Source organism: Pseudocitrobacter sp. RIT415 (genome assembly GCF_003057695.2).
Taxonomy (GTDB): Bacteria; Pseudomonadota; Gammaproteobacteria; order Enterobacterales; family Enterobacteriaceae; genus Pseudocitrobacter; species Pseudocitrobacter faecalis.
Window position 1 is genome coordinate 131183 of sequence record NZ_QBJC02000003.1, and the last position, 26828, is coordinate 158010.

Consider the following 26828-nt stretch of genomic DNA (forward strand, 5'->3'; position numbering starts at 1 on the left):
CTTTAAATTCTTGATGTTGCTATTAGCTAAATGCGTTTTTAAGCCATTCGATCTCATTGCCAGTGAAGGCTACCACATCGAAACGGCAATCCACAGTATCAAAACTCCCATTGTGACGGGCGAGCCACAATTGAGCAGTGTGTAATAATTTATGTTGCTTGCTCCGGGTTACGCTTGCGGCAGCGCCGCCATACGCCCCGGAAGTACGATAACGGACTTCCACAAAAACCGTTACCGTGCCATCGCGCATTATCAGGTCGATTTCGCCGCCGCGATCGCGAAAGTTGGCGGCGATGAAGGTTAGCCCCTGATGTTCCAGCCAGCGACGCGCACGCAGTTCCGCCGCGTCGCCAGTCTGTTTAGCGGTTAGTTTGCTGAGACGACCTGACCCTGTTGGTATTTGAGCCATGATAACTTCCTGTTAATCACGCAATCCTGAGTTGCCGTCAAATCGCCGGTGTTGCCATTCAGCTCAAAACCTGGCACCTGGCGCATTTGCGAGAAATGATTCGCCAGCGACCAGGCATCTGCGCCCATGGCATACAGGCGCGCCAGGGAATAGTCGTTATTCACCGCACGCAGTGCCTGCTGCATCAGGGACGGATTGCTGCCTGCCAGCATCGGAATTTCACTGTACTGTAAGCCTTCCATCTCTAAACGGAAATCGGGCCCGGCGACGCCCTGCGCGCTGCGCGAGCTGGCATACAGCGTTGCGCCGCCCTGGCTGCCGTTACGCATGGCGATCATCGGCTTAATGAATGCAATTTCCTGCGCCGTTGCCACGATGTACGCGGCGTCTACTTTACCACCGCTGCTGATTTGCGCATCGCTCGGCGGTGCCGGAATGGTTAAATCGCCAATCGTCACGCTTTGCGGTTGATTCTGGCTGGTGGTGACCGGGCTGCCGGTCAGCGCAATACCGGAACCGCCGTTCACGCCGCCGCGCAGCTCAGACAGGGAACCAAATTTCTGCTGCAGCACCGTCGCACCGCCCAGTGATTGCCACTCATCTGCGAAGGCGCGCGTCACGCGATCGCCCAGCGCGCTGCGCGGTACCAGCAGCAGCGGAGCCTGTTTGCCCTGATCATGAATATGACGGGCGGCGTCGCGCGCTTCATCTTCTGGCGAGAGTGCGAAGTAGCAGATGTTCGCACGGTTGCTGACAGACTCCGGCTGGTTAAGCGCCAGTACGTTCAGTGGCGTATTACTTTTCAGCAGATCATCAACGTTGTTTTTCAACAGCGGGCCGACCACCAGCGTGACGCCATCCTGCTGTGCCTGCGAAAGAATCTGGCTCATAGGCTGCGTGGTGGTGTCATAAATTTTCAGCTCGGCGGATGGATTCGTAGCAGCCGGCTGGGCCGCAGGTGTTGCTGGAGCCGTTGTCGCTGGCGCTTGTTCCTGCTCCTGTTGCTGTGGCGTCGTGGTGACGGACTGTACCGGTGCCTGTGCAGGAACTGGAGCCTGAACGGGCTGCGTCTGTGGCGTCGTCAAATCGGTGATTTCGGCCTGAGACGGGCTCACCACGTTATTCGTCGATGCCGCCTGTGCAACCTGTTCTGGTACCGCGCTACCGCTTACCGGCGAAATCCCGTTTTTCGCCGCTTCAAAACCTTGCTGAATGGCGCGACCAAACACCGCTGCCTGGCCATTTAACGGCAGCAGCAGGGCAATCTTATTGGTTGAAGCAGGTTTAAAACTTTGGACGTTCACCAGTTGGGTCGGCAGCAGTTTTGCACCTGGGTTTTGCGGATAGCGGGTCTGCCAGTCTTTGATCCCGGCTTTCATCATACTGACGTCGTTACGGTTATCGAACCAGACACGCTGCAGATCGAGCCAACCCTGTAACACGTTTTCATCGGCATTGATCACCAGCGCGTTGGCCTGTTCCTGCGTCATTGCAGAAAGCGCCTGCCAGGTGGCATCGATATTTTTTTGTTTTTCCGGTACGGCTTTCAGCAGGGGTTCCTGCGCGATTAACGCGCGCAGTAGCGTGAGGGTGGGTTTCCCTTGCTGCGAGGCGATGCCGTCGGCCCAGAAGCGGATTTGCTGATTATTGCTCAGACCATTCGGATCGATTTTCGCCAGCAGCGCTTCCGCGCCTTTGAAATCTTGCTGTGCCAGTTTGATCTCAACGGCCAGCAGCGACTGTTCCAGACGCTGCTCATCGTTAAGCTCGTTCGGTAACTGGCCGAACAGTTCCATTGCCTGCTGGCTCTTACCTTCCTTCAGCAGTGCACGAATGGCGAGTAATTGCCAGTTGGTCTTGCTATCATTCGCACTCTGCTGCATCTGCTGCAGGTAATAACCAGAGTCCGCTTGTGCGGTTCCCTCTAAATGGGATGCACTCTGGTCCTGTGTTTGCTGGGTGCCACAGCCGGCGAAAAGTAATGCCGCCAGAACAACAGGCAGGCAGCGCGCGGCTTTAGAACGAAGAAATGTTGACGGTACCATATGTATCCAGTGATATTTTTTTGGCTCAATGCTCAATATTAAATCGGCAATACGGATGAAACAATGAAACAACACGAATCAGCTGAGAATTCTGAAGGTCAGCTCTATATTGTACCCACTCCTATCGGGAATCTGGCTGATATCACCCAACGTGCATTAAACGTATTACAAGCCGTTGATTTAATTGCCGCAGAGGACACGCGTCACACCGGTTTACTGTTGCAACACTTCGCGATTAACGCCCGTTTGTTTGCGCTTCACGACCACAACGAACAACAAAAAGCGGAAACGCTGGTGGCGAAGCTGAAAGAGGGGCAAAACATTGCGCTGGTTTCTGATGCGGGTACGCCGCTGATTAACGATCCTGGCTACCATCTTGTGCGTACCTGTCGCGAAGCGGGTATCCGCGTCGTTCCGCTGCCAGGCCCGTGTGCCGCTATCGCCGCATTGAGCGCCGCCGGTCTGCCTTCGGACCGTTTCTGTTATGAAGGCTTCCTGCCGGCCAAATCAAAAGGCCGTCGCGATGCGCTGAAAGCCATTGAAGAAGAGACGCGGACGCTGATTTTTTATGAATCGACCCACCGCCTGTTAGATAGCCTGGAAGATATTGTCGCGGTACTGGGCGAATCCCGCTACGTGGTGCTGGCGCGCGAGCTGACCAAAACCTGGGAATCTATTCACGGCGCGCCGGTCGGCGAACTGCTGGCGTGGGTGAAAGAGGATGAAAACCGTCGTAAAGGCGAGATGGTGCTGATTGTCGAAGGTCATAAAGCGCAGGAAGACGACCTGCCCGCCGATGCCCTGCGCACGCTGACGCTGTTACAGGCAGAACTGCCGCTGAAAAAAGCGGCGGCGCTGGCCGCGGAAATTCACGGCGTGAAGAAAAATGCGCTGTATAAGTATGCGCTGGAGCAGCAGGGGGAATAAAACGAATTGACCGTGTTGCGGCTTAGATAATGCCGCAACACGTTAGCGTTCTATCTTGCGATTAACTCATCAACCAGACACGTCAATTTCTCATGCAACCACAGCAATGAAGCAGGTGTTGGCGTAGTTATCCTTTTTGGCATATGCCGTTCACGATCCCTTCAGTCCTGGTGTAATACCAAACTCATCGGGCTTAACTGTTTGGTACCAGCTTATGTGCTGATCCACATACGGTAATTTTGTTTCTGACGATTTCCTTCATCGCATCCATCCCTACGCGCATATAATAGCGAGGATCATTGCCATCAGGATTTTCGCTAAACCACTTTTTCACTGCCGCAGCAAACGCAATTTTCAGTTCTGTTGCAACGTTGACTTTGCAAATACCCAGTTCAATGGCGTGTCTGACATACTCGTCTGGCACATCGCTCGCCCCGTGAAGAACCAGTGGAATATCAACCACCTTGCGGATTTCGGCTAACCGGGCAAAATCAATTTTGGGGCGCTGTTTATACAAGCCATGCGCCGTTCCGATCGCCACGGCCAGGCTATCTACTCCGGTCAGCTCCACAAACCGACGCGCCTCTTGTGGGTCGGTAAGGAAAGCACTTTCTGCATCGACGCTCATGTCATCTTCGACACCACCCAGGCGACCAAGCTCAGCTTCAACGCTGCAATCGTGGCGATGGCAGAAATCGACCACTGATTTCACTAAACGAACATTCTCTTCGAATGGATAGTGGCTACCGTCGATCATTGCGCTGCGCACGCCCGCGTCGACTTTGCGGCGGATATCATCAAGTTTTTCATGATGATCGAGATGAAGAGCTAGGGGGATGTCGTAACTTGCTGAGTAGGCTTCACACAGTGCGTAAATCTCTTCAAAGGCGATATGTTTGAATGTCCCTGGCGTGCCGGCCAGGATAACTGGCGATCGAAGTTCACTACACACCTCAAGAATAGCCTGAATGGTTTCGGCATTATGAATATTGAATGCAGGAATCGCATACCCTTTTTCCTGGGCGTCCTGAAGCAGGTATTTCGTTGAGATAATTGCCATTTGTCAGACCTCTCATGCGTTCCAGGGATGAATAATAACGCCCTGAACTACGCGGTTTACGGTACCGTTAGCCGAGGGTGAGTCTGGGGTGATCCCCGCTTTTAACGATTCGGAAAGTGCAAAGATTTGCGCGTAGATAAGGAAACAAAAGGCCTGCTCAACGTCATGGAAATGGCGAGCGGGAGGAAGGTAGAAATGTGGGCCCGCGTCGATCGCCGGATGCCGCTCGGCAGCGATCGCGATGACGCGCATCGCTTGCTTGTCATTACGCAATTCTGTCAGCAGATCCAGATCGTACTGACGGGTGTACGGATGGCTTGAAATCATCACAATCACCAGCGTTTCCCCGTCGACCAACGATTTTGGCCCGTGGCGAAAACCCGTAGGGGAATCGTAGAAGGCCGCCAGCTTGCCCGCGGTAAGCTCAAGAACCTTTAGCGCTGATTCGCGTGCTACCCCTTGTAGTCCGCCGCTGCCAAGATAGACGATGCGTTTAAAAGGAAGATCGCCAAAGGGATGGGAGTGGAAATCGCCCAGAGAGTCAATAATCTGCTGGCAGCGTTCAGAGACGACGCTAAAGCTGGCAAGATTAATAACTTCTGGGGCGAAAACGGCGAGGCAGCTTGCCATCATGGTCGTAATGCTGCTGGTCATGGCAAAGCCGCGATCGTGTGTTTCAGGGGGCATCAACAGCGCGTATGCCCGAGGATTGTTATGGGCATCCAGGTATAGCGCGCCAGCATCGTTACAGGTGATCATCAAATGGTAGCTGTTATCGATCATCTGGCTGGCCAATTCGACGGCCGCCACGCTTTCCGGGCTGTTGCCGGATCGCGCAAAAGAGACCAGCAGCGTTGTGCGACCTTTACTGAAATAATCCATTGGATTACTTACGATATCGGTGGTCGGCACGGCAACGATGTCAAGCTGAGTATGGCGAGCCAGCCAGGGCGCAATAATATCGCCAATAAAGGCTGAGGTTCCGGCTCCCGTGAGAATAATTTTGGTGTTCCCTGCGTTCAGAACAGGCTGCAGAAAAGCGTCGATCTCACAGCGTTGTTTATCAAGATTCTTAAGCGCTTTCAGCCAGGTCTCTGGTTGTTGGCGAATCTCTTCCTCCGTCCAGGTGGGGGTCGCCGTTGCGTTGATATCCAGTGTTTCACTCATCACATCATCCTTAGCAGTAGTCATTCAGGAAATAACAGTGAGGGAATGAGTCTTTCATTTCATTTCACTGTTTCTTTCGTTTCTTTTCTTAAAATCTATAGAAAAGAAAATGAAAGGTCAATGTGATAAAAAGAAATAAAACGAAATTTGTGAGATATACGCGGCGTTAGATTTAACCTATTGAATTTTTAGCTTTTATTTTCTTTTCTGAAAGGAAAGTGAAAGGAACCGGCTTACCGAGAATCTCAGTAAGCCAGTTGGAAACATAACGAAAGACGTTAAATTGTTACGATGCCATTCACCCAGGTTTTCTCAACCTGTAAATGACTATCCAGAGCGATAAGATTCGCGCGTTTCCCTATGTCGATAGTGCCCAATTCGTCGTCAATACCCAGCAGTTTGGCGGGGTGCAACGAGGCCATTTTGATAGCCTCTTCTGAACTGATGTCGCAGAACTGCACCATATTGCGAACGGCGGCATCCAGTGACAGCGTACTACCTGCCAGCCCACCTTCCGCAGTGCGTACCACGCCTTGTTTCATGTCGACAGCACAACCGCAGATATCGTAACGCCCGTCAGGCATACCTGCGGCACGCATCGCATCGGTAATCAGAATGATGCGCCGGCTGGCACAGGTACAGCTCAACGCGAGTATCGACGGGTGAACATGATGGCCATCAGCAATAAGCTCCAGCCAGGCGCGATCATCCGTAAGCCCCGCTCCTACCATACCGGGTTCACGATGATGTAATCCCGTCATGCCATTGAAACAATGCACCAGACCGTCGGCGCCAGCATCAAGTGCTTGCTGTGTTTGTGCCCATGTCGCGGCGCTATGGCCGAGCATGACAAGAACGCCCCGTTGTTTAAGATACGTAATGGCCTCCAGCGCTCCAGGCTTCTCTGGCGCAAGCGCGACGATGCGTAAGGTCTGGTGTGACGCAGCGATTAAACGATCCAGTTCGTTGCGGTCTATCTCCTGAAATAATGCCGCCGGATGCGCGCCACGGTTCGTTGGCGTAAAAAATGGCCCTTCCAGGTAGCTACCCAGTACCGTCGCTCCGGGCCCCCCAGACTGGCAACGTTGAGCAATGCGAGCCAGCGCCTGATGAATCTCTGCCATTGGTGCGGTAACCGTTGTGGGCAGCCAGGCACCCACCCCTTGTTGCGCTTTAAAAATGGCTAATCGATCGAGCGCGCCAGGATCGCAATCCATCACATCTACGCCATCGCCGCCATGAACATGCAGGTCGATATAGGCCGGACAGAGTAACTCAGCTTCGCGGAAGGGAGTCCCAATCGGTATAGGCTCGATGGCGGTAATGATTCCCTCTTCAATGCGGAGCAACCTGTCGTAACACCAGCCTTGCCCGGTCAATACATGCCGGGCACGGATGATTTGTGTCATATGCCTTCCTCAACCGGTTCACTTTCGCGATTGCGGACAAGCTCATCGGCGAGACTGGTCAAGCCCCGGTGGCCACATTCGAGTGCCTGCTGGCGAAAATCTTTGCCGCTCAGCTCATCGCGATCCATCGCCATTTCTAACAGCAATTGCAGGTTGGTGCCGGTGATAACCTCACACTCAGGGCGTTGCATCGCAAGGGTTGAAGCCACACGGAAGGGCGTCCCGCCTAACAGGTCTGTAAGAAAAATGATGCCTTCGGTTGCCGGTAAGGTTTGTATCGCCTCTTCAAGCTGTGCGGTGAGCATCGCAGTGGAAGACGTTTCCGGGAAATCGATGGCAACAAACTGTGCCTGCTCACCGAGAATCTGCAACATCGCCTTTTCCATTCCGCTGGCGAAGCCGCCGTGTCCGGTCAAAATAATGCTTAACATTATGTTTCCTTATACTCAGAGGAAGTGGGCGAATTTGCCGACAATACCCAGCACCACGGTGATACCGATAAGGCGCAATGGGCTCCAGCCGCGTCGAACCAGACCGTACATCGCCAGGGTGTAGATCAGAGGTAAAAACGCAGGCATCAACTTATCAATGACATCCGCCTGAAGTTTCACCACCGCGTCGCCTGCGGTAATTTCGAGCGTTGTCGCCAGACGCACATAGGTTGCCACCAGCGCACCGATGACCGTCATGCCGACAATTGAAGCGGCATGCCCCACTTTACGGGTATTGGCTTTTATGAGCGGAATCGCTGCGACACCCATTCTGTATGCGTAATGCGCCAGGCCGAAGCGCAAACCCAGATGCACGACGTTGAAGAGGACAATAAAAATAACCGCGCCGAGGATAGATCCCTGAAGCGCCAGGCTTGCGCCAATCCCGCCGCAAATGGGAAGAAGCGTGAGCCAGAACATTGCATCACCAATCCCTCCCAGCGGTGCGCCGACGGCTATCTTGGTACTTTGTATGCTGTTAACGTCCTGCTTAGAACGTTCCATCGCCAGAATGATGCCGATAACAAAAGTCACTAAAAAAGGATGGGTGTTAAAAAATCCCATATGTCCTGTCATTGCCCGTGCGAGGTCACGCTTGTTCGTATGAATCTTTTTTAGCGCAGGGAGCAGACCATACAACCAGCCAGATGCCTGCATACGCTCGTAGTTAAATGAGGCTTGTAAAAGCATTGAGCGCCATGCCACACGATTAATATCCTGCCGCGTCAGGTCAGCCCCCATGGATTGGTCTTCGTAAACATTTTCGTTTACACCGGTCAGCAGGGTTTCCTCTTTGTCTGCAACCGGGGTCAGCGTGGTGTGATTAGATGCCATCTTCAAATTCCTCCTGCTGTGACGGTGCAGTTTTGGGTTCGGGATCTTTACGAACGAAATCGATGAGCGCCATTGCCAGTGCGGCGGCGGCAATGGCCAGTACCGGTAATTTCAGCCAGGCCGCGGCAACAAAACCGAGGATAAAGTAGGGAATGTAGACATTCTTCATCATGATTTTTAACAGAACCGCGAAGCCGATCGCTGGCATGATGCCGCCCGCCACGCCGAGGCCATCAATCAGGCGTGTTGGCAGAACATCAATGGCGGTTTTAGCGTGTTCAGCGCCAAAATAGATAGGCAGGAACGCACACAAAAAGTAGAACGTCCCCAGCGCCAGAAGTGCCAGATAGTTGACGCGTTCAATGCCACGGGTATCCGCGTTAGCGGCCATATTGTCACAGCGAGCCATGACCCCGGACATGACGGAAAACAGAAAGGTAATCCCCATTTGTACGGCGACGGCAAAAGGAACGGCAACACCCACAGCAACCTCAGGCTTAACCCCTGTTGTAATCGCAAAGGTAGTGCCCACGATGGTGCCAATGATTACATTTGGCGGTTGCGCGCCTGCCAAAGGCGCCAGCCCCATCCAGACCAATTCCAGCGTCCCACCGGTCAGAATCCCCGTGTGCAGATCGCCCAGAATAAGCCCTACCAGCGGCCCGAGCACTACCGGGCGATGCATGTGAGTCAGGCCATTGAACATATCCAGGCCGGCAATAAATGCCAGGATTCCCAGTGCTACAGCCTGTAATAAACTGATTTCCATGACACTCTCCTTCAGAGAAGCTTAAACAGATCCTGCGCGGGTTCTGTCGGGACGCCCTGGACAAAGCAAGCGACGTTCTTTGCCTTCAACCCGTTAAATGCGGCGATATCCTGGGTATCGACGGAGACCGTTTTTGCGATTTGCTGTTTGCCGTTAACGTAGTGCATGTTGCCGACATTAATCCGGTTGATCGGAACGCCGCCTTCGACCAGCGCTAAAAAATCCGTTGGGTTTTTACATACCAGGAGAATTTTCTGTCTGTCAGCGGCGCGGTGAATGTTGTCGATCACTTTTTGCAGTGACCAGAAGCGCACGGCAATGCCTTCTGCCAGTACCATTTCCATCAGGTTCTGCTGAACGGGGTCTTCTGCCACTTCATCATTCGCGACCAGTACCAGATTTGCGCCAGCGAACCCCACCCACTGCACACCTACCTGCCCGTGAATCAGGCGTTCATCAATCCGACTCAACACAATATTTGGCATAACATTTATCCTTTCTTTTCTTCTTTGTTATTGCGGCGTGCAGGCAGCGTGGTACTGGCGCAGCACGTCCTGAATATGGTCGATGATCAATTCATGCACCGTCGCGGTGAGCTTACCTTCGCGGACATGTGCGTATTGCAGCGGTAAATATTGACTGAGGAGAGGAAGCGCGAGGGTTTCATGCTCCAGATTTCGTACCAACTGATGATAAGCATCATCAATGCATTGATCGGGCCAGTAGTAACGAATGCGGTCGGAATAGCTATAGCCCCGGGCCAGGCGGCGTAATGCGTTGTCACCGTGGTAGTGGCTTTCCCAGTATTCTGGTTTTTCCAGCATGACATTTTCTACCACTGTACGAAGGCTGGCGCTGGTACGTGAAGGGATCAATTCTTCTTCTATGGCACTCAGGGCAAACAGCGCTTCCCGTAGCGCGAAAGTGAGTGCCGGCCCCACCTTGAGAATAGCGAAGTGATCGCATACTAACTGTCGCAGTGAGGCAGGGTTCTGATAATCGGTCGAGTGAGCTTCGAAAATGAGCGTGTCGTAGTCTTCGATCATGTGACTGAGTGCGGTGGCATTCTCAGGTATGTAATCGATAACCTGTGTATTGTCGAATTCGACGCCGGGTTGGACGACAAGACCGATAATTCTTGGCCAAATGGCGGTGAGCCCATGTTGTTCAAAGGCATCGTAATGCGCTCGTAACGTCGCTTGCGCAGCAGCAGGTGTCGTTACTTCGAGTGTATTTAGCGTTTCGTGAGCCCCGCCAGGTACGGGGACTTCAGTGCCAATGACGTAAACAAGATCAGATTCACCATAGATAGCGATAGCCGTCTCTTCGGCAATTGTCGCCAGCCGCGCCGCACGGTTGGCGACAATGGTGTCGGTCAGGGGAACAGGATCGTCGGCACAGGACATGCTGCAATCGAGATGGATCTTTTTGAATCCGGCCTGAACGTAGCTTTTTATCAGATCTTCCGCGTGAGTCATGGCAATGGCGGAGGATACGTTTTGCCAGCGGTTTGGCCCCAAATGATCGCCACCGAGGATCACGTTCTCGGAAGGGAAATGCCATTTATTCGCAAGCTCCATCACGAAGTGGCGAAAATCCGCAGGCGTCATGCCCGTATAGCCGCCAAATTGGTCGACCTGATTTGAAGTCGCTTCGATCAGAAGCGGAGTTTGCATTTCACGGGCAAAGCGGATGGCGGCTTCAAGTACAACAGGATGCGCGGAACAGACCGCGTAAATCCCTTTGGCTGCCCCTTTTTTATGTTGCTCCACGACGTGCATCAGATGTTTCACTTTCATCTCCCGGTAGGGTTCTCTGTCTGTAAATCTTTCGGTTTGTTTCATTTGATAGTGTATTAAGGTGATGTAAAAACAAAACGAAAGATAATAGAATTACGATCTGTTTCACAAAAGAAATATAACGAAAGGTTCTGACCTGGCTAAGAAACCGGTCTCTGGACTGCTTCTGGCTTGCTTTTTAGTAAAAGAAAAGGGTTAATAGGCGAAACGAAATAAAACGAAAGATTAAGAAAAGGAATATCGATGAGCGACTCGACTTCTGCGGATAAACGTATGACTGGCACCAGCGAGCGACGTGAGCAGATTATTCAGCGACTGCGCCAGCAGGGAAGTGTTCAGGTTAATGATCTCTCTCACTTTTTCGGAGTATCAACCGTAACGATTCGTAACGATCTGGCTTTCCTGGAAAAGCAGGGGATCGCGGTACGTGCGTATGGCGGCGCGCTGATTTGTGAAACGGGGGCAACAAACGTAGAACCCACTCTGGAGGATAAAAGTGCGCTTAATACCGGCCTTAAGCAACGTATCGCTCAGGTTGCTGCGGAGCTGATTCAACCGGGTCATCGGGTGATTCTGGACTCCGGTACCACGACTTATGAGATTGCCAGAAAGTTGCGTCATCATCAGAACGTTATCGCCATGACGAATGGGATTAACGTCGCGAATGCGTTACTGGAAGCCGAAGGTGTTGAATTGCTGATGACTGGCGGCCATTTGCGCCGTCAGTCACTCTCTTTCTACGGCGATCAGGCTGAACAGTCTTTGCAAAACTACCATTTTGATATGCTTTTCCTGGGCGTTGATGCGATTGATCTTGAGCGTGGCGTGAGCACTCACAACGAAGATGAAGCGCGGCTGAACAGGAAAATGTGTGAGGTTGCTGAACGTATTATTGTGGTTACCGACTCCAGTAAATTTAATCGTTCGAGCCTGCATAAGATCATCGATACGCAGCGGATCCATACCATTATTGTTGATGATGGTATTCCGCAGGAGAGTCTGGAAGGGCTGCGCAAAACAGGAATCGACGTTGTTGTAGTGGCGGAATAACAAAACATGGCGCTAAGGCCATGTTTTTATATAGCTATTCCTGAGTACTATCAGGTCACCGGCGCCGGGTTAAACACCGCCAGCTGATTATGCAGCCCCCACTGATCCGAGAAGGTCTTCTTCTTCCCGCTCGCCACATCAAGGATAAACTGGAACAATTTCCAGCCCACATCCTCAATCGTCTCTTCGCCGGTCGCGATCGTGCCTGCGTTGATATCCATTAAGTCGTACCAGCGGTTCGCCAGTTCGGTTCGGGTTGCCATCTTGATAACGGGGACAGCCATCAAACCGTAAGGCGTGCCGCGCCCGGTGGTGAACACCTGCACTGTAATCCCTGACGCCACCTGTTGCGTGCCACAGACGAAATCGCTGGCAGGCGTAGCCGCGTAGATCAGTCCGCGTTTGGTCGGGCGCTGGCCGGGAGAGAGTACTTCAACAATGGCGCTTTTACCTGATTTAGCAATTGAGCCGAGCGCTTTTTCGACGACGTTCGCCAGTCCACCTTTTTTGTTGCCGGGGGACGGGTTGGCGCTGCGGTCGGTTTTACCCATATCGAGATAGTTATCGTACCAGGCCATCTCTTCCAGCAGGCGTTTACCCACCTCTTCGTTGATGGCGCGGGGTGTGAGCAGGTGGATAGCGTCGCGTACTTCCGTCACCTCAGAGAACATCACGGTTGCGCCGCAGCGTACCAGTAGGTCAGACGCGTAGCCCACCGCCGGGTTCGCCGTCACGCCGGAAAACGCATCGCTGCCGCCGCACTGCATCCCAACCACCAGTTCAGATGCCGGGCAAGTCTCGCGCTGGCGCGCGTTCAATTTTTTCAGGTGACGTTCGGCGACCTGCAAAATATCATCAACCATCGATTTAAAGCCGACGTGCTGTTCATCCTGCAAACGGACAATGCTGGCGCTGTCGACCGGGATAGTATTCACATCCGGCGTACCTTCCAGCAGACGTTCTGGCTGGAGTTTTTCGCAGCCGAGGCCAATCACCATCACTTCGCCGCCAAAGTTGGGGTTCAGGGCGATGTTATGAATGGTGCGGATGGGCACGATGGCGGCAGGTGCATTTATTGCCACGCCGCAGCCGTAGAGGTGGTTCAGGCCGACGACACCATCCACATTGGGATACTTCGGCAGCAGATCGCGTTCGATAATTTTGACAACATAATCCACAACACCCGCAACGCAGTGGACGCTGGTGGAGATCCCCAGCAGATTTTTCGTCCCCACGCTGCCGTCGGCGTTGCGATAACCTTCAAAGGTGTAACCCTCAAGCGCAGGCAGTGGTTCCGGTACTTTAGTTGCCAGGGGTAGCGTATTGAGCGGCGGCGCTTCAGGCAGCAACACGGTGGATTCGTCGATCCAACTGCCTTTGACGATGTCGCGCACCGCATAACCAATCACTTCACCATAGCGAATGATTTCGCCATTAACGGGAATGTCCACCAATGCCACCTTATGGCCTTGTGGAATATGTTCAATTAACTCCAGCCCGTCAGGAAAACGTGTTCCTGCTTTTAAGCCATTATCATTAACAATAATCGCCACGTTATCCGTGTCGTGCACTTTTATATAAAAAGCTTTCGGCGCGTCTTGGCGAATTTCGATGTTAGCCATTGTCCAGTATTCTCCAGCCAGGTGGTAAACCTAAAAATTACAATAAAGGGTATCGCTTTCTGACGAAGCAAAATTATTACATCGCGTGATGACATAAAGAATGTCAGGAGTTTCGCGGTAAAAATGTGACGTAGATCACCTCTTAATCCGCTGCCACGCCAGCTATGACGGGTAATACGTAATTCTGTGCATCAGCGCCCAAAGAGATGTGCAAATGCTCAATGGTATGCAATATTAAAATATTTAAATTGTGGGATTGCACAGTGTGTAGAACAGTGATGCTGATTATACTGAATCACGATTTCATTGTGTCTGGTTAGCTATCCGATATTCCTGCTGTCGATAAATAATCAGTGAAATATGCCTTAGTAAAAAATAAATAATATAAGGCATCCTGTACCCGAGGATAAATTAAATGATGCTGGATACTGCTGTCGAATCGAAAAAAGGTGTACCAACCCGATATTTAATCTTATTAATCATCTTTATTGTTACCGCCGTTAACTACGCGGACCGCGCCACGTTATCGATCGCTGGTACGGAAGTGGCGAAAGAGCTGCAATTGAGCGCAGTCTCAATGGGCTATATCTTCTCGGCGTTTGGCTGGGCTTACCTGCTGATGCAGATCCCCGGCGGCTGGCTGCTCGATAAATTCGGATCGAAGAAGGTTTACTCTTACAGTCTCTTCTTCTGGTCACTGTTTACGTTCCTGCAGGGCTTTGTGGACATGTTCCCGCTCGCCTGGGCAGGTATCTCCATGTTCTTTATGCGTTTTATGCTTGGTTTTTCGGAAGCGCCATCGTTCCCGGCCAACGCGCGTATTGTTGCGGCCTGGTTCCCAACCAAAGAGCGTGGCACCGCGTCCGCTATCTTTAACTCGGCGCAGTACTTCTCGCTCGCGCTTTTCTCGCCGCTGCTGGGCTGGCTGACCTTCGCCTGGGGTTGGGAGCATGTCTTTACCGTGATGGGCGTGATTGGTTTTGTGCTGACGGGGCTGTGGATCAAACTGATTCATAACCCGACCGATCACCCTCGTATGTCGGCGGAAGAGCTGAAGTTCATCTCAGAAAATGGCGCGGTGGTTGATATGGACCACAAAAAGCCGGGCAGCACGATGCAGGGGCCAAAACTTAACTACATCAAACAGTTATTGACCAATCGCATGATGCTGGGTGTGTTCTTCGGGCAATACTTTATCAACACCATCACCTGGTTCTTCCTCACCTGGTTCCCGATTTATCTGGTGCAGGAAAAAGGGATGTCGATTCTGAAAGTGGGCCTGGTGGCGTCGATTCCTGCACTGTGTGGGTTCGCCGGCGGCGTACTGGGCGGCGTCTTCTCGGATTACCTGATTAAACGCGGAGCCACCATTACGTTAGCGCGTAAGTTACCGATTGTACTGGGAATGTTGCTGGCTTCGACCATCATCCTGTGTAACTACACCGACAACACTGCGCTGGTGGTCACGCTGATGGCGTTCGCTTTCTTCGGGAAAGGATTTGGCGCGCTGGGTTGGCCGGTTATTTCCGACACCGCGCCGAAAGAAATTGTGGGCCTGTGCGGCGGGGTATTTAACGTGTTTGGCAACGTAGCCTCTATCGTGACGCCGCTGGTGATTGGCTATCTGGTTAGTGAACTGCATTCCTTCAACGCCGCGCTGGTCTTCGTCGGCTGTTCGGCACTGATGGCGATGTTCTGCTACCTGTTTGTCGTCGGCGACATCAAGCGTATGGAATTGCAGAAATAATTAACGGTTAAGAGACAAGGTTAAAGCGATGAATAACGATATCTTCCCGAATAAATTCAAGGCCGCGCTGGCCGCCAAACAGATTCAAATTGGCTGCTGGTCTGCGCTGGCAAGCCCAATCAGTACCGAAGTGCTGGGCCTCGCCGGATTCGACTGGCTGGTACTGGACGGCGAACATGCGCCAAACGATATCTCCACCTTTATTCCTCAGTTGATGGCGCTGAAGGGCAGCAGTAGCGCACCGGTGGTGCGTGTGCCGACTAACGAGCCGGTAATTATTAAGCGTCTGCTGGATATCGGTTTTTATAACTTCCTGATCCCGTTTGTGGAAACCGAAGAAGAAGCGGTACAGGCTGTGGCATCGACGCGCTATCCGCCTGAAGGCATTCGCGGCGTCTCCGTTTCCCACCGCGCCAATATGTTTGGCACCGTACCGGACTACTTCGCGCAGTCCAACAAGAACATCACCATCCTGGTACAAATCGAAAGCCAGCAGGGCGTCGATAACGTTGATGCTATCGCCGCTACCGAAGGCGTGGACGGTATCTTCGTCGGCCCAAGCGACCTGGCGGCAGCGTTAGGTCATCTGGGAAATGCTTCCCATCCGGATGTGCAGAAAGCGATTCAACACATCTTTGCCCGTGCAAAAGCACACGGCAAACCGAGCGGCATTCTGGCCCCGGTGGAAGCGGATGCGCGTCGCTATCTCGACTGGGGCGCGACCTTTGTTGCCGTCGGCAGCGACCTCGGCGTTTTCCGTTCTGCCACGCAGAAACTGGCTGATTCCTTTAAAAAATAACCACCACCGCAACAAGAGAGAGACACAATTATGACGATGAAAGTTGGTTTTATTGGCCTGGGCATCATGGGTAAACCAATGAGTAAAAACCTCATTAAAGCCGGATATTCGCTGGTGGTTTCTGACCGTAACCCGGAAGTGATTGCAGAACTGATCGCCTTAGGCGCAGAAACCGCAAGCACCGCCAAAGCCATTGCCGAGCAGTGCGATGTGATTATCACCATGCTGCCAAACTCCCCGCATGTGAGAGAGGTTGCGCTGGGTGAGGGGGGAATCATTGAAGGCGCGAAGCCTGGCACGGTTCTGATCGACATGAGTTCCATTGCGCCGCTGGCCAGCCGTGAAATCAGCGACGCGCTGAAAGCGAAAGGCGTGGATATGCTGGATGCGCCGGTCAGTGGCGGTGAGCCGAAAGCCATCGATGGCACGCTCTCCGTCATGGTCGGCGGCGATAAAGCCATCTTCGATAAATACTACGACCTGATGAAAGCGATGGCGGGTTCTGTGGTGCATACCGGTGAAATCGGCGCAGGGAACGTCACCAAGCTGGCAAACCAGGTGATCGTTGCGCTGAATATCGCGGCAATGTCTGAAGCGCTGACGCTGGCAACCAAAGCGGGCGTTAATCCGGAGCTGGTATTCCAGGCGATTCGCGGCGGCCTGGCGGGCAGCACTGTGCTGGAAGCCAAAGCGCCAATGGTGATGGATAGAAACTTCAAACCTGGCTTCCGTATCGACCTGCATATTAAAGATCTGGCCAATGCGCTGGACACCTCTCACGGCGTAGGCGCACAGCTGCCGCTCACTGCCGCTGTCATGGAAATGATGCAGGCGCTGCGTGCGGATGGCCTGGGAACCGCGGACCATAGCGCCCTGGCGTGCTACTACGAAAAACTGGCGAAGGTGGAAGTCACTCGCTAATGACGTTGTGCCCGGTGGCGCTTAGCTTACCGGGCCTACATTGTAGGCCGGATAAGTGAAACGCCATCCGGCGTTGTGCAGCAACAGGCTATCACTATGAAAATCGTAATCGCCCCAGACTCTTACAAAGAAAGCCTTTCTGCCTCTGAGGTAGCTCAGGCGATAGAAAAAGGATTTCGGGAAATCTTTCCTGATGCGCAGTATGTTTCTGTTCCGGTTGCTGACGGCGGCGAAGGAACCGTTGAAGCGATGATTGCTGCCACGCAAGGGGCTGAACATCAAGCGTGGGTCACCGGGCCTTTGGGCGAAAAGGTGAATGCCCGCTGGGGAATGTCCGGCGACGGTAAAACTGCGTTTATCGAAATGGCGGCAGCCAGTGGGCTGGCGCTGGTTGCTCCGGAAAAGCGTAATCCGCTGGTGACGACCTCTCGCGGCACCGGTGAACTTATTCTGCAAGCGCTGGAAAGCGGCGCAACCAATATTATTATCGGCATTGGGGGGAGTGCCACCAATGACGGCGGTGCGGGCATGGTACAGGCGCTGGGGGCAAAACTTCAGGATGCCAACGGCACTGAGATCGGGTTTGGCGGCGGCAGCCTTGATAGCCTGAATACGATAGATCTTTCAGGGCTCGATCCGCGCATTCAGCATTGCACTATTCGTGTCGCCTGTGATGTCACTAACCCGCTCATCGGCAAAAACGGCGCATCACGAATCTTTGGCCCGCAAAAAGGGGCTGATGAGGCGATGATCCGCGAACTCGATAATAACCTGTCGCACTATGCCGATGTCATTAAGACATCGCTACGCGTAGATGTTAAAGAGGTGCCCGGTGCGGGCGCGGCGGGGGGAATGGGGGCTGCACTGATGGCGTTTCTTGGCGCGGAGCTGAAAAGCGGCATTGAGATTGTCACCACGGCGCTTAACCTGGAAGAGCATATTCACGATTGTACGCTGGTGGTCACCGGGGAAGGGCGCATCGACAGCCAAAGTATTCATGGCAAAGTGCCGGTTGGCGTGGCGAGCGTGGCGAAAAAGTATCATAAACCGGTCATTGGTATCGCTGGCAGCCTGACGCGCGACGTGGGTGTGGTGCATCAATATGGCATCGATGCGGTATTTAGCGTGCTGACCAGTATCGGTTCGTTGGAAGAGGCGTTTCGCGGTGCATTCGACAATATTTACCGCGCTTCGCGCAACATTGCGGCCACGCTTGCGGTCGGAATGCGCAGCGCGGGGTGACAAGGGCGCGCAAACCCTCTATACTTCGCGCCGAAGCTGACCAGACAGTCGCCGCTTCGTCGTCGTCCTCTTCGGGGGAGACGGGCGGAGGGGAGGAAAGTCCGGGCTCCATAGGGCAAGGTGCCAGGTAACGCCTGGGGGGTGTAACAACCCACGACCAGTGCAACAGAGAGCAAACCGCCGATGGCCCACGCAAGTGGGATCAGGTAAGGGTGAAAGGGTGCGGTAAGAGCGCACCGCGCGGCTGGCAACAGTCCGTGGCACGGTAAACTCCACCCGGAGCAAGGCCAAATAGGGGTTCATAAGGTACGGCCCGTACTGAACCCGGGTAGGCTGCTTGAGCCAGTGAGCGATTGCTGGCCTAGATGAATGACTGTCCACGACAGAACCCGGCTTATCGGTCAGTTTCACTTTTTTCAGGCAAAAACCCGCTTCGGCGGGTTTTTGCTTTTCAGCCACTCCAACTGACATTTCCTTCCCTTCTTCCTGTGCAAACGGATGCCTTTTTGCAGAATTGCGACGTGATGCACAAAACACTCATTAGGTGAAATTTAGTGGTTTTTTATGCTGCTTATTGAGCTTTTGGCTTGATTATTTCCCCGAAAAATAAATTAAAAACAGGGTTTTAAATTATTGCCTTTGTTTCATATGGGTTGCTTGTATGTTAATAATGATGATCTAAACATATTAACGTGAATGTATGTTTGTCCTGGATATCTGTGACGCTGTCCGAAGAATTTTTCAAATAACAGTCTTTTTTAGCAGTTTATTTTATATATTAAAAAGAATGTTATTTCGCACGTTAGGGTAAAATTCATCCTGAAATTGGTTGAAAGGTGATCTTTTGATGGGTTTTTTTATATGTGTAAAGGTGCTTTATTTATCGCCATAAAATAAAGTTATACACCTTATTTTTGTTGATAAAAGTCAGGCAAAAATCACTTTATGAAAATATCAACTATATGATTTTTAATGTTTTTCTTTTGTTTTGTGACCTGTGTTTATATAGGTTTAAAGTAAATTGTGAGTAATAGCACACATCTTGCTCTCCTGTATTTATTAGAATCCATCTCGCCAAATGGAAATAAAGGGGGAGAGAAAAATGGATAATGTTCTTCTGCCAAAAACACAACAGCTAGTGGTGTTTCAGGAAGTCATTAGAAGTGGTTCTTTTGGCTCAGCTGCCAAGCAGCTTGGGCTTACCCAACCGGCGGTCAGTAAAATTATCAACGACATTGAGTCTAACTTTGGTATCGAGCTGATGGTGCGTAAAAATACCGGCGTCACGCTGACCAGCGCAGGTCAGGTATTGCTGAGCTACTCCGAATCCATCACCCGTGAAATGAAAAACATGGTCAACGAGATGAACAGCCTGAGCTGCAACAGCGTGGTTGATGTCTCATTTGGTTATCCATCGCTTATCGGTTTCACCTTCTTACCTGAGATGATTAAAACCTTTAAAACGGTGTTCCCGGCGGCGCAGGTCACCATGTTTGAAGCACAGCTCTCGTCGTTTTTACCGGCCCTGCGCGATGGCCGCTTAGATTTTGCTATTGGGACATTAAGTGATGAAATGCAGCTCCAGGATTTGCAGGTCGAGCCGCTGTTCGAGTCGGAATTTGTTGTCGTCGCGTCGAAATCGCGAACGTATACGTCAACGGTCACGCTAGAGTCGCTCTCGAACGAGCAGTGGGTTATGCCGCAAACGGACATGGGTTACTACAAAGAACTTCTCACCACCCTCCATCATCATCACATCAGCACTGAAAATATTGTAAAAACCGATTCCGTCGTCACTATTTACAACCTGGTGCTGAACGCCGGTTTCCTGACGGTAATCCCGAGAGATATGATTGCGCCGTTTGGCTCTAAAGAATTTATTACGCTAAAGGTTGAAGATGTATTACCGGTAGCGCGCTATGCAGCCGTGTGGTCTAAAAATTATCGAATTAAAAAATCTGCCTCAGTATTGGTTGATTTGGCGAAAGAATATTCGTCAAAGGCCGGGAAGGCGGAAATGAATTAACAGTCTGTTTATTAAGAACAGCTAATAACGAAAACGAAACCCAGAGTCATTAAATACTCTGATACCCTGATTTTGTCTAAACGTCAGAAAGTCATTCTGATAAGAGGATATGATGCATATTACCTACGATCTGCCTGTAACCCTTGATGATATTCAAACAGCGAAAAAAAGACTGGCCGGTAAAATTTATAAAACCGGGATGCCGCGCTCAAATTATCTTAGCGAACGCTGCAAAGGCGAAATATTTCTGAAGTTTGAAAACATGCAGCGTACGGGCTCCTTTAAAATTCGCGGTGCCTTTAACAAACTGAGCGCATTGACGGAAGCAGAGCGCCGTAAAGGCGTGGTCGCCTGTTCCGCGGGCAACCATGCGCAGGGCGTCTCGCTTTCCTGCGCGATGCTCGGCATTGACGGCAAGGTCGTGATGCCAAAAGGCGCGCCGAAATCGAAAGTCGCGGCGACGCAGGACTACTCTGCGGAAGTGATTCTTCACGGCGATAACTTCAACGACACGATTGCCAAAGTGAGCGAAATTGTTGAAACCGAAGGCCGCATTTTTATCCCCCCTTACGACGATGCGCTGGTGATTGCCGGGCAGGGCACCATCGGCCTGGAAATCCTTGAAGATCTCTATGATGTGGATAACGTCATTGTGCCGATTGGCGGTGGCGGCCTGATTGCCGGGATCGCCACGGCGATCAAATCGATTAACCCGACAATCAAAATCATCGGCGTGCAGTCGGAAAACGTACACGGTATGGCGGCATCGTTCTATGCCGGTGAAATCACCAATCACCGCACCTGTACGACGCTGGCCGACGGCTGCGACGTTGCGCGTCCGGGCAACCTGACCTTCGAAATCGTGCGTGAACTGGTTGACGATATTGTTCTGGTCACCGAAGACGAAATTCGCGACAGCATGATTGCATTAATTCAGCGTAATAAAGTGGTGACAGAAGGCGCGGGTGCATTAGCGTCGGCGGCACTCTTAAGCGGCAAACTTGATGATTATATTCGTGGCCGTAAAACGGTCAGTATTATTTCAGGCGGGAATATCGACCTTTCTCGTGTTTCCCAAATTACAGGGTATGTTGGTGCTTAATCCATTTTCCTGATCATTATTTACGGGCCGCGCGCTTAACGGCGGTGGCCTGGTATTTAAAGAATGACGGGTACTTTAATCAAAGGATAAGATATGAGTACGACAGAAAGTATTAATGTAAGCCATTCTAAAGAAGCCTCCTGGCGTAAATCGGATACCACATGGACGTTGGGATTATTCGGTACGGCGATTGGTGCCGGGGTATTATTCTTCCCAATTCGCGCAGGCTACGGCGGCCTGATCCCAATATTATTAATGTTGTTATTGGCTTATCCCATTGCCTTTTACTGCCACCGCGCGCTGGCGCGTCTGTGCCTTTCGGGATCTAACCCGTCCGGGAACATTACCGAAACGGTAGAGGAGCATTTTGGTAAAACCGGTGGGGTGGTGATCACCTTCCTGTACTTCTTTGCAATCTGTCCGCTGCTGTGGATTTATGGCGTGACCATTACCAACACCTTTATGACCTTCTGGGAAAACCAGCTCCAGATGCCCGCGCTGAACCGTGGCCTGGTGGCGCTCTTCCTGCTGTTGTTGATGGCGTTCGTCATCTACTTCGGTAAAGATCTGATGGTGAAAGTGATGAGTTTCCTGGTGTTCCCGTTCATCGCGAGCCTGGTGCTGATTTCGCTTTCTCTGATCCCTTACTGGAACTCAGCGGTCATTGACCAGGTCAGCCTGAGCGATATTTCGCTGACAGGCCACGATGGCATTCTGGTCACCGTATGGCTGGGGATTTCCATCATGGTGTTCTCCTTTAACTTCTCACCGATTGTCTCTTCCTTCGTGGTTTCCAAACGTGAAGAGTATGAAGGCGAATTTGGCCGTGATTTCACCGAGCGTAAGTGCTCTAAAATTATCTCCCGCGCCAGTATGTTGATGGTGGCGGTGGTGATGTTCTTCGCCTTCAGCTGCCTGTTCACGCTCTCTCCGGCCAACATGGCGGAAGCGAAAGCGCAGAACATTCCGGTACTGTCTTATCTGGCGAACCACTTCTCTTCAATGGCGGGTCAGAAATCGACGTTTGCCACCACGCTTGAGTATGGGGCCTCCATCATCGCGCTGGTTGCTATCTTCAAATCCTTCTTCGGCCACTACCTGGGCACGCTGGAAGGGCTGAACGGCCTGATTCTGAAGTTCGGCTACAAAGGCGACAAAACCAAAGTTTCCACCGGCAAGCTGAATACTATCAGCATGATCTTCATCATGGGTTCCACCTGGGTCGTGGCCTACGCCAACCCGAACATTCTGGATCTGATTGAAGCCATGGGCGCGCCGATTATCGCGTCTCTGCTCTGCCTGCTGCCGATGTATGCCATCCGTAAAGCGCCGTCGCTGGCGAAATACCGTGGCAAGCTGGATAACGTCTTCGTTACCGCGATTGGTCTGCTGACCATTCTGAACATCGTCTACAAACTGTTTTAATTAATATGCTCAGGATGAGCGGAGTCGTAATATGAATGAGTTCCCGGTTGTATTGGTGATTAATAGCGGTTCATCGTCTATTAAATTTTCAGTACTGGATGTTGATACCTGTGATGTATTACTGGTGGGTATCGCGGAGGGTATTAATACTGAGCAGGCGAGTTTAACGGTCAACGGCGGCGATATTTCGCCGCTGTCCCAACCCACTTATGAAGCGGCATTAAGTGCTATCTCTTTTGAACTTGAAAAACGCGATTTAATGGACAGCGTGGCCTTAATTGGCCACCGTATCGCCCACGGTGGCGATATCTTTACCCAGTCTGTTTTAATTACCGATGAGGTCATTGACAGTATCCGTAAAGTCTCGCCGCTGGCACCGTTACATAACTACGCCAATCTGAGCGGAATAGAATCCGCCCGCCAGCTTTTCCCGGGGGTACAGCAGGTAGCGGTGTTTGACACCAGCTTCCATCAGACGCTGCCGCCAGAGGCGTATCTCTATGGTTTACCATGGAAATACACTGAAGAACTGGGCGTTCGGCGCTACGGTTTCCACGGCACTTCTCATCGTTATGTTGCAAAACAGGCGTATGACCTGCTGGGGTTACAGGAAGCCGACTCCGGGCTGGTGATTGCGCACCTGGGCAACGGGGCATCTATTTGCGCGGTACACAACGGGCAGAGCGTGGATACCTCGATGGGCATGACGCCACTGGAGGGCCTGATGATGGGCACCCGCAGCGGTGACGTTGATTTTGGCGCGATGGCGTGGATTGCCAGTCAGACTCACCAGACGATGAGCGACCTGGAGCGCATCGTCAATAAAGAGTCTGGCCTGCTCGGCATTTCTGGGTTGTCTTCAGACCTGCGCACCCTGGAAAAAGCGTGGCACGAGGGGCATGTGCGCGCGCAGCTGGCGATCAAAACCTTTGTCCATCGCATTGCGCGCCATATTGCCGGGCACGCGGCATCCCTGACCCGACTGGATGGCATTATTTTCACCGGCGGTATCGGTGAAAATTCGGTGCTTATCCGGCAAATGGTGATGGAACATTTACGCGTACTGGGCGTGGTGATGAGTCGCGAAATGAATAACCAGCTTAATTCCTGCGGCGAACGTATTATTTCTGACGAACGTTCTCATGTCGTCTGCGCCGTTATTCCGACCAATGAAGAAAAAATGATTGCACTGGACGCTATCCGTTTAGGAAATATTAATACGGTAGCGGAATACGCCTGAGTTAATCGCTTTTAAAATTGAGAGAAGAGTTTCATGAAGGTAAATATCGATCTTAACGATATGCATTTTGCCGATGCATGGCGCGGTTTTAACGGTAGCGAATGGAAAGATGAAATTAACGTTCGCGAATTTATTCAACAGAACTACACGCCGTATGAAGGCGATGAATCTTTCCTTGCACAAGCGACATCGGCGACGACCGCACTGTGGGAAAAAGTGATGGAAGGTATTCGTACCGAGAATGCCACCCATGCCCCGGTCGATTTTGATACTAATGTTGCGACCACCATTACCGTGCATGATGCGGGTTATATCGAGAAAGATCTGGAAAAAATCGTCGGTCTGCAAACGGATAAGCCGTTGAAACGCGCGCTGCATCCGTTCGGCGGCATCAATATGATCAAAAGCTCCTTCGAAGCCTATGGCCGCGAAATGGATGCGGATTTCGAATACCAGTTCACGTCACTGCGTAAAACCCATAACCAGGGCGTATTTGATGCCTATTCGCCGGATATGCTGCGCTGCCGCAAATCGGGCGTGCTGACCGGCCTGCCGGATGGCTACGGGCGCGGGCGTATTATCGGCGATTACCGTCGCGTGGCACTGTACGGCATCCGTTATCTGGTGCGCGAGCGCGAGCTGCAGTTCGCGGACTTACAAAACAAACTGGAGTGGGGAGAAAACCTGGAAGCCACCATTCGCCTGCGCGAAGAGCTGGCCGAGCATCGTCGCGCGCTGCTGCAAATGCAGGAGATGGTGGCGAAGTACGGTTGCGATATCTCACGCCCGGCGCGTAATGCGCAGGAGGCGGTGCAGTGGCTCTATTTCGCCTATCTGGCGGCGGTGAAATCGCAGAACGGCGGCGCGATGTCGCTGGGCCGTACGGCGACGTTCCTTGATATCTATATTGAGCGCGATATGCAAGCCGGCGAACTAACGGAACAGCAGGCGCAGGAGCTGATCGACCACTTCATTATGAAGATCCGCATGGTGCGCTTCCTGCGAACCCCGGAATTCGACTCGCTCTTCTCTGGCGATCCGATTTGGGCGACGGAAGTGATCGGCGGAATGGGGCTGGATGGCCGCACGCTGGTAAGCAAAAACTCATTCCGTTACCTGCATACCCTGCACACGATGGGCCCGGCACCGGAACCTAACCTGACTATTCTGTGGTCGGAAGCGTTGCCAAAAGCCTTCAAGCAGTATGCGGCGCAGGTCTCAATCGTCACTTCATCACTGCAATATGAAAACGACGACCTGATGCGTGCCGATTTTAACAGTGATGACTACGCTATCGCCTGCTGCGTGAGCCCGATGGTCATTGGCAAGCAGATGCAGTTCTTCGGTGCACGCGCCAACCTCGCCAAAACGCTGCTGTACGCTATCAATGGCGGGGTGGACGAGAAGCTGAAAATCCAGGTCGGGCCGAAAACCGCGCCGTTGATGGATGACGTGCTGGATTACGACACCGTTATGGAAAGCCTCGACCACTTTATGGACTGGCTGGCGGTGCAGTACATCAGTGCGCTGAACGTCATTCATTACATGCATGACAAATACAGCTACGAAGCCTCGCTGATGGCGCTGCACGACCGCGATGTTTATCGCACGATGGCCTGCGGTATGGCCGGGCTGTCGGTGGCGGCAGATTCCCTGTCGGCTATCAAATATGCCCGCGTAAAACCGATTCGTGATGAAAACGGGCTGGCGGTCGATTTTGAAATCGAGGGTGAATATCCGCAATACGGCAACAACGATGAACGTGTCGACAGCATTGCCTGCGATCTGGTTGAGCGCTTTATGAAGAAAATTAAAGTGCTGCCAACCTACCGTAACGCCGTGCCGACCCAGTCGATTCTCACCATTACCTCGAACGTGGTGTACGGCCAGAAAACCGGGAATACCCCGGACGGTCGCCGCGCGGGCACGCCGTTTGCGCCGGGTGCCAACCCGATGCATGGCCGCGATCGCAAAGGCGCGGTTGCCTCGCTGACGTCGGTGGCGAAGCTGCCGTTCACCTATGCCAAAGACGGGATTTCCTACACCTTCTCGATTGTTCCGGCAGCGCTCGGTAAAGAGGATGCGGTGCGCAAGACCAATCTCGTCGGCCTGCTCGATGGTTACTTCCATCATGAAGCCTCGGTGGAAGGTGGGCAGCATCTTAACGTCAACGTGATGAACCGCGACATGCTGCTGGATGCCATCGCGCATCCGGAAAATTACCCGAACTTAACCATTCGCGTCTCGGGCTACGCGGTGCGCTTTAATGCGCTGACGCGTGAGCAACAGCAGGACGTGATTTCCCGAACCTTTACCCAGGCCCTTTGAGAACTGGAGAGCGTATGAAAAAGTTAATTGAAACTACCCGTGCACCGGGGGCGATTGGCCCCTATGTGCAGGGGATCGATTTAGGCAAAATGATCTTCACTTCCGGGCAGATCCCGGTGAATCCACAAAACGGCGAGATCCCGGCGGATGTGGCGGATCAGGCGCGCATGAGCCTGGAAAATGTTAAAGCGATTATCACCGCGGCGGGTCTTGAGGTGGGCAGTATCGTGAAAACGACGGTCTTTATTACCGATCTGAATGATTTTGCGACCATCAACCAGGTTTATCAGCAGTTCTTCGACGATCATCATGCTACCTATCCGACGCGCAGTTGCGTACAGGTGGCGAGATTGCCGAAGGATGTGAAGCTGGAAATTGAAGCGATTGCCGTTCGGGGAGATAGCCTGTAATTCGCT

General features: G+C 52.3%; 23 protein-coding genes and 1 other RNA gene. 13 read left to right on the top strand and 11 right to left on the bottom strand.

The genetic code is table 11. The features are described from left to right. Nucleotides 1–22: 22 nt before the first annotated feature. Both DBY68_RS04745 and DBY68_RS04750 read right to left on the bottom strand, forming a co-directional pair. Complete coding sequence (locus DBY68_RS04745) at nt 23–409, bottom strand: YraN family protein (protein ID WP_108475002.1); 387 nt, start codon at nt 407–409, stop codon at nt 23–25. Beyond that, entirely contained in the window at nt 367–2454 is a 2088-nt protein-coding gene (locus DBY68_RS04750) for a penicillin-binding protein activator (protein ID WP_108475003.1), read from the bottom strand. The genes DBY68_RS04745 and DBY68_RS04750 overlap by 43 nt, the downstream gene beginning before the upstream one ends. Nucleotides 2455–2517: 63 nt before the next feature. On the opposite strand from DBY68_RS04750, the gene rsmI reads away from it, so the two are divergent. Continuing rightward, nucleotides 2518–3381 (top strand): 16S rRNA (cytidine(1402)-2'-O)-methyltransferase, encoded by an 864-nt coding sequence (gene rsmI, locus DBY68_RS04755; protein ID WP_108475004.1) that lies wholly within the window; start codon nt 2518–2520, stop codon nt 3379–3381. 193 nt (nt 3382–3574) lie between these two features. Here the strand turns inward: rsmI and kbaY are convergent, their stop codons facing one another. From kbaY to kbaZ, 8 genes are all read right to left on the bottom strand, one after another. Then, nucleotides 3575–4441, bottom strand: a complete 867-nt coding sequence (gene kbaY / locus DBY68_RS04760) for a tagatose-bisphosphate aldolase subunit KbaY (protein WP_108475005.1) — start codon at nt 4439–4441, stop codon at nt 3575–3577. Nucleotides 4442–4453: 12 nt separating this feature from the next. Then, entirely contained in the window at nt 4454–5608 is a 1155-nt protein-coding gene (locus tag DBY68_RS04765; RefSeq protein ID WP_108475006.1) for an SIS domain-containing protein, read from the bottom strand. A gap of 278 nt (nt 5609–5886) precedes the next feature. Continuing rightward, the gene (gene nagA / locus DBY68_RS04770) at nt 5887–7017 is read right to left on the bottom strand and encodes an N-acetylglucosamine-6-phosphate deacetylase (RefSeq protein ID WP_108475007.1); all 1131 of its coding nucleotides are present in this window, start codon (nt 7015–7017) and stop codon (nt 5887–5889) included. Next, nucleotides 7014–7448 (bottom strand): PTS galactosamine/N-acetylgalactosamine transporter subunit IIA, encoded by a 435-nt coding sequence (gene agaF, locus DBY68_RS04775; RefSeq protein WP_108475008.1) that lies wholly within the window; start codon nt 7446–7448, stop codon nt 7014–7016. Before agaF ends, nagA begins: the two co-directional genes overlap by 4 nt. A 15-nt stretch (nt 7449–7463) precedes the next feature. Further along, on the bottom strand, nt 7464–8342 hold the full coding sequence (gene agaE / locus DBY68_RS04780; protein ID WP_108475009.1) for a PTS N-acetylgalactosamine transporter subunit IID: 879 nt from the start codon (nt 8340–8342) through the stop codon (nt 7464–7466). Continuing rightward, a complete protein-coding gene (gene agaW / locus DBY68_RS04785) occupies nt 8332–9111 on the bottom strand; it encodes a PTS N-acetylgalactosamine transporter subunit IIC (RefSeq protein WP_108475010.1) in 780 nt (259 codons plus the stop codon). Before agaW ends, agaE begins: the two co-directional genes overlap by 11 nt. Nucleotides 9112–9122: 11 nt before the next feature. Then, nucleotides 9123–9596 (bottom strand): PTS N-acetylgalactosamine transporter subunit IIB, encoded by a 474-nt coding sequence (agaV, locus tag DBY68_RS04790; RefSeq protein WP_108475011.1) that lies wholly within the window; start codon nt 9594–9596, stop codon nt 9123–9125. Nucleotides 9597–9623: 27 nt separating this feature from the next. Beyond that, on the bottom strand, nt 9624–10910 hold the full coding sequence (gene kbaZ, locus DBY68_RS04795) for a tagatose-bisphosphate aldolase subunit KbaZ (RefSeq protein ID WP_199538648.1): 1287 nt from the start codon (nt 10908–10910) through the stop codon (nt 9624–9626). Between the two features lie 243 nt (nt 10911–11153). On the opposite strand from kbaZ, the gene DBY68_RS04800 reads away from it, so the two are divergent. Next, entirely contained in the window at nt 11154–11960 is an 807-nt protein-coding gene (locus DBY68_RS04800; RefSeq protein WP_108475013.1) for a DeoR family transcriptional regulator, read from the top strand. Between the two features lie 50 nt (nt 11961–12010). Here DBY68_RS04800 and garD read toward each other — a convergent pair whose 3' ends face one another. After that, a complete protein-coding gene (gene garD / locus DBY68_RS04805) occupies nt 12011–13582 on the bottom strand; it encodes a galactarate dehydratase (protein WP_108475014.1) in 1572 nt (523 codons plus the stop codon). Between the two features lie 415 nt (nt 13583–13997). On the opposite strand from garD, the gene garP reads away from it, so the two are divergent. From garP to DBY68_RS04860, 11 genes are all read left to right on the top strand, one after another. Further along, nucleotides 13998–15329: a galactarate/glucarate/glycerate transporter GarP gene (gene garP / locus DBY68_RS04810; protein WP_108475015.1), complete on the top strand. Its 1332-nt coding sequence runs from the start codon at nt 13998–14000 to the stop codon at nt 15327–15329. A gap of 28 nt (nt 15330–15357) precedes the next feature. Next, nucleotides 15358–16128, top strand: coding sequence for a 2-dehydro-3-deoxyglucarate aldolase (gene garL, locus DBY68_RS04815; protein WP_015962895.1), 771 nt, complete (start codon nt 15358–15360; stop codon nt 16126–16128). A 30-nt stretch (nt 16129–16158) separates the two neighbouring features. Next, a complete protein-coding gene (gene garR / locus DBY68_RS04820; protein WP_108475016.1) occupies nt 16159–17049 on the top strand; it encodes a 2-hydroxy-3-oxopropionate reductase in 891 nt (296 codons plus the stop codon). Between the two features lie 96 nt (nt 17050–17145). Then, complete coding sequence (gene garK, locus DBY68_RS04825) at nt 17146–18291, top strand: glycerate 2-kinase (protein ID WP_108475017.1); 1146 nt, start codon at nt 17146–17148, stop codon at nt 18289–18291. 32 nt (nt 18292–18323) lie between these two features. Beyond that, nucleotides 18324–18704, top strand: an RNA gene (rnpB, locus tag DBY68_RS04830) — RNase P RNA component class A. A gap of 689 nt (nt 18705–19393) precedes the next feature. Continuing rightward, complete coding sequence (tdcA, locus tag DBY68_RS04835) at nt 19394–20317, top strand: transcriptional regulator TdcA (RefSeq protein WP_108475018.1); 924 nt, start codon at nt 19394–19396, stop codon at nt 20315–20317. Between the two features lie 112 nt (nt 20318–20429). Continuing rightward, nucleotides 20430–21419 carry a bifunctional threonine ammonia-lyase/L-serine ammonia-lyase TdcB gene (gene tdcB, locus DBY68_RS04840; protein WP_108475019.1) on the top strand — a complete coding sequence of 330 codons (990 nt, stop codon included), beginning with the start codon at nt 20430–20432 and terminating at the stop codon, nt 21417–21419. A gap of 93 nt (nt 21420–21512) precedes the next feature. After that, nucleotides 21513–22844, top strand: coding sequence for a threonine/serine transporter TdcC (gene tdcC / locus DBY68_RS04845; RefSeq protein ID WP_108475020.1), 1332 nt, complete (start codon nt 21513–21515; stop codon nt 22842–22844). A gap of 31 nt (nt 22845–22875) precedes the next feature. Then, the gene (gene tdcD / locus DBY68_RS04850; protein ID WP_108475021.1) at nt 22876–24084 is read left to right on the top strand and encodes a propionate kinase; all 1209 of its coding nucleotides are present in this window, start codon (nt 22876–22878) and stop codon (nt 24082–24084) included. A 33-nt stretch (nt 24085–24117) separates the two neighbouring features. Continuing rightward, nucleotides 24118–26412: a formate C-acetyltransferase gene (gene pflB / locus DBY68_RS04855; protein WP_108475022.1), complete on the top strand. Its 2295-nt coding sequence runs from the start codon at nt 24118–24120 to the stop codon at nt 26410–26412. Nucleotides 26413–26426: 14 nt separating this feature from the next. Next, nucleotides 26427–26822, top strand: a complete 396-nt coding sequence (locus DBY68_RS04860) for an enamine/imine deaminase (protein ID WP_108475023.1) — start codon at nt 26427–26429, stop codon at nt 26820–26822. Nucleotides 26823–26828: the final 6 nt, after the last annotated feature.

Bases quoted from the DNA above. Each gene is read 5' to 3' on its own strand.
- DBY68_RS04750 (WP_108475003.1), bottom strand. From the start codon at position 2,454: ATGGTACCGTCAACATTTCTTCGTTCTAAAGCCGCGCGCTGCCTGCCT.
- garK (WP_108475017.1), top strand. From the start codon at position 17,146: ATGAAAATCGTAATCGCCCCAGACTCTTACAAAGAAAGCCTTTCTGCC.
- rsmI (WP_108475004.1), top strand. From the start codon at position 2,518: ATGAAACAACACGAATCAGCTGAGAATTCTGAAGGTCAGCTCTATATT.
- agaV (WP_108475011.1), bottom strand. From the start codon at position 9,596: ATGCCAAATATTGTGTTGAGTCGGATTGATGAACGCCTGATTCACGGG.
- tdcC (WP_108475020.1), top strand. From the start codon at position 21,513: ATGAGTACGACAGAAAGTATTAATGTAAGCCATTCTAAAGAAGCCTCC.
- DBY68_RS04765 (WP_108475006.1), bottom strand. From the start codon at position 5,608: ATGAGTGAAACACTGGATATCAACGCAACGGCGACCCCCACCTGGACG.
- tdcA (WP_108475018.1), top strand. From the start codon at position 19,394: ATGGATAATGTTCTTCTGCCAAAAACACAACAGCTAGTGGTGTTTCAG.
- pflB (WP_108475022.1), top strand. From the start codon at position 24,118: ATGAAGGTAAATATCGATCTTAACGATATGCATTTTGCCGATGCATGG.
- garR (WP_108475016.1), top strand. From the start codon at position 16,159: ATGACGATGAAAGTTGGTTTTATTGGCCTGGGCATCATGGGTAAACCA.
- kbaZ (WP_199538648.1), bottom strand. From the start codon at position 10,910: ATGAAAGTGAAACATCTGATGCACGTCGTGGAGCAACATAAAAAAGGG.
- DBY68_RS04745 (WP_108475002.1), bottom strand. From the start codon at position 409: ATGGCTCAAATACCAACAGGGTCAGGTCGTCTCAGCAAACTAACCGCT.
- kbaY (WP_108475005.1), bottom strand. From the start codon at position 4,441: ATGGCAATTATCTCAACGAAATACCTGCTTCAGGACGCCCAGGAAAAA.
- garL (WP_015962895.1), top strand. From the start codon at position 15,358: ATGAATAACGATATCTTCCCGAATAAATTCAAGGCCGCGCTGGCCGCC.
- agaW (WP_108475010.1), bottom strand. From the start codon at position 9,111: ATGGAAATCAGTTTATTACAGGCTGTAGCACTGGGAATCCTGGCATTT.
- DBY68_RS04860 (WP_108475023.1), top strand. From the start codon at position 26,427: ATGAAAAAGTTAATTGAAACTACCCGTGCACCGGGGGCGATTGGCCCC.
- DBY68_RS04800 (WP_108475013.1), top strand. From the start codon at position 11,154: ATGAGCGACTCGACTTCTGCGGATAAACGTATGACTGGCACCAGCGAG.
- tdcD (WP_108475021.1), top strand. From the start codon at position 22,876: ATGAATGAGTTCCCGGTTGTATTGGTGATTAATAGCGGTTCATCGTCT.
- garD (WP_108475014.1), bottom strand. From the start codon at position 13,582: ATGGCTAACATCGAAATTCGCCAAGACGCGCCGAAAGCTTTTTATATA.
- agaE (WP_108475009.1), bottom strand. From the start codon at position 8,342: ATGGCATCTAATCACACCACGCTGACCCCGGTTGCAGACAAAGAGGAA.
- tdcB (WP_108475019.1), top strand. From the start codon at position 20,430: ATGCATATTACCTACGATCTGCCTGTAACCCTTGATGATATTCAAACA.
- nagA (WP_108475007.1), bottom strand. From the start codon at position 7,017: ATGACACAAATCATCCGTGCCCGGCATGTATTGACCGGGCAAGGCTGG.
- agaF (WP_108475008.1), bottom strand. From the start codon at position 7,448: ATGTTAAGCATTATTTTGACCGGACACGGCGGCTTCGCCAGCGGAATG.
- garP (WP_108475015.1), top strand. From the start codon at position 13,998: ATGATGCTGGATACTGCTGTCGAATCGAAAAAAGGTGTACCAACCCGA.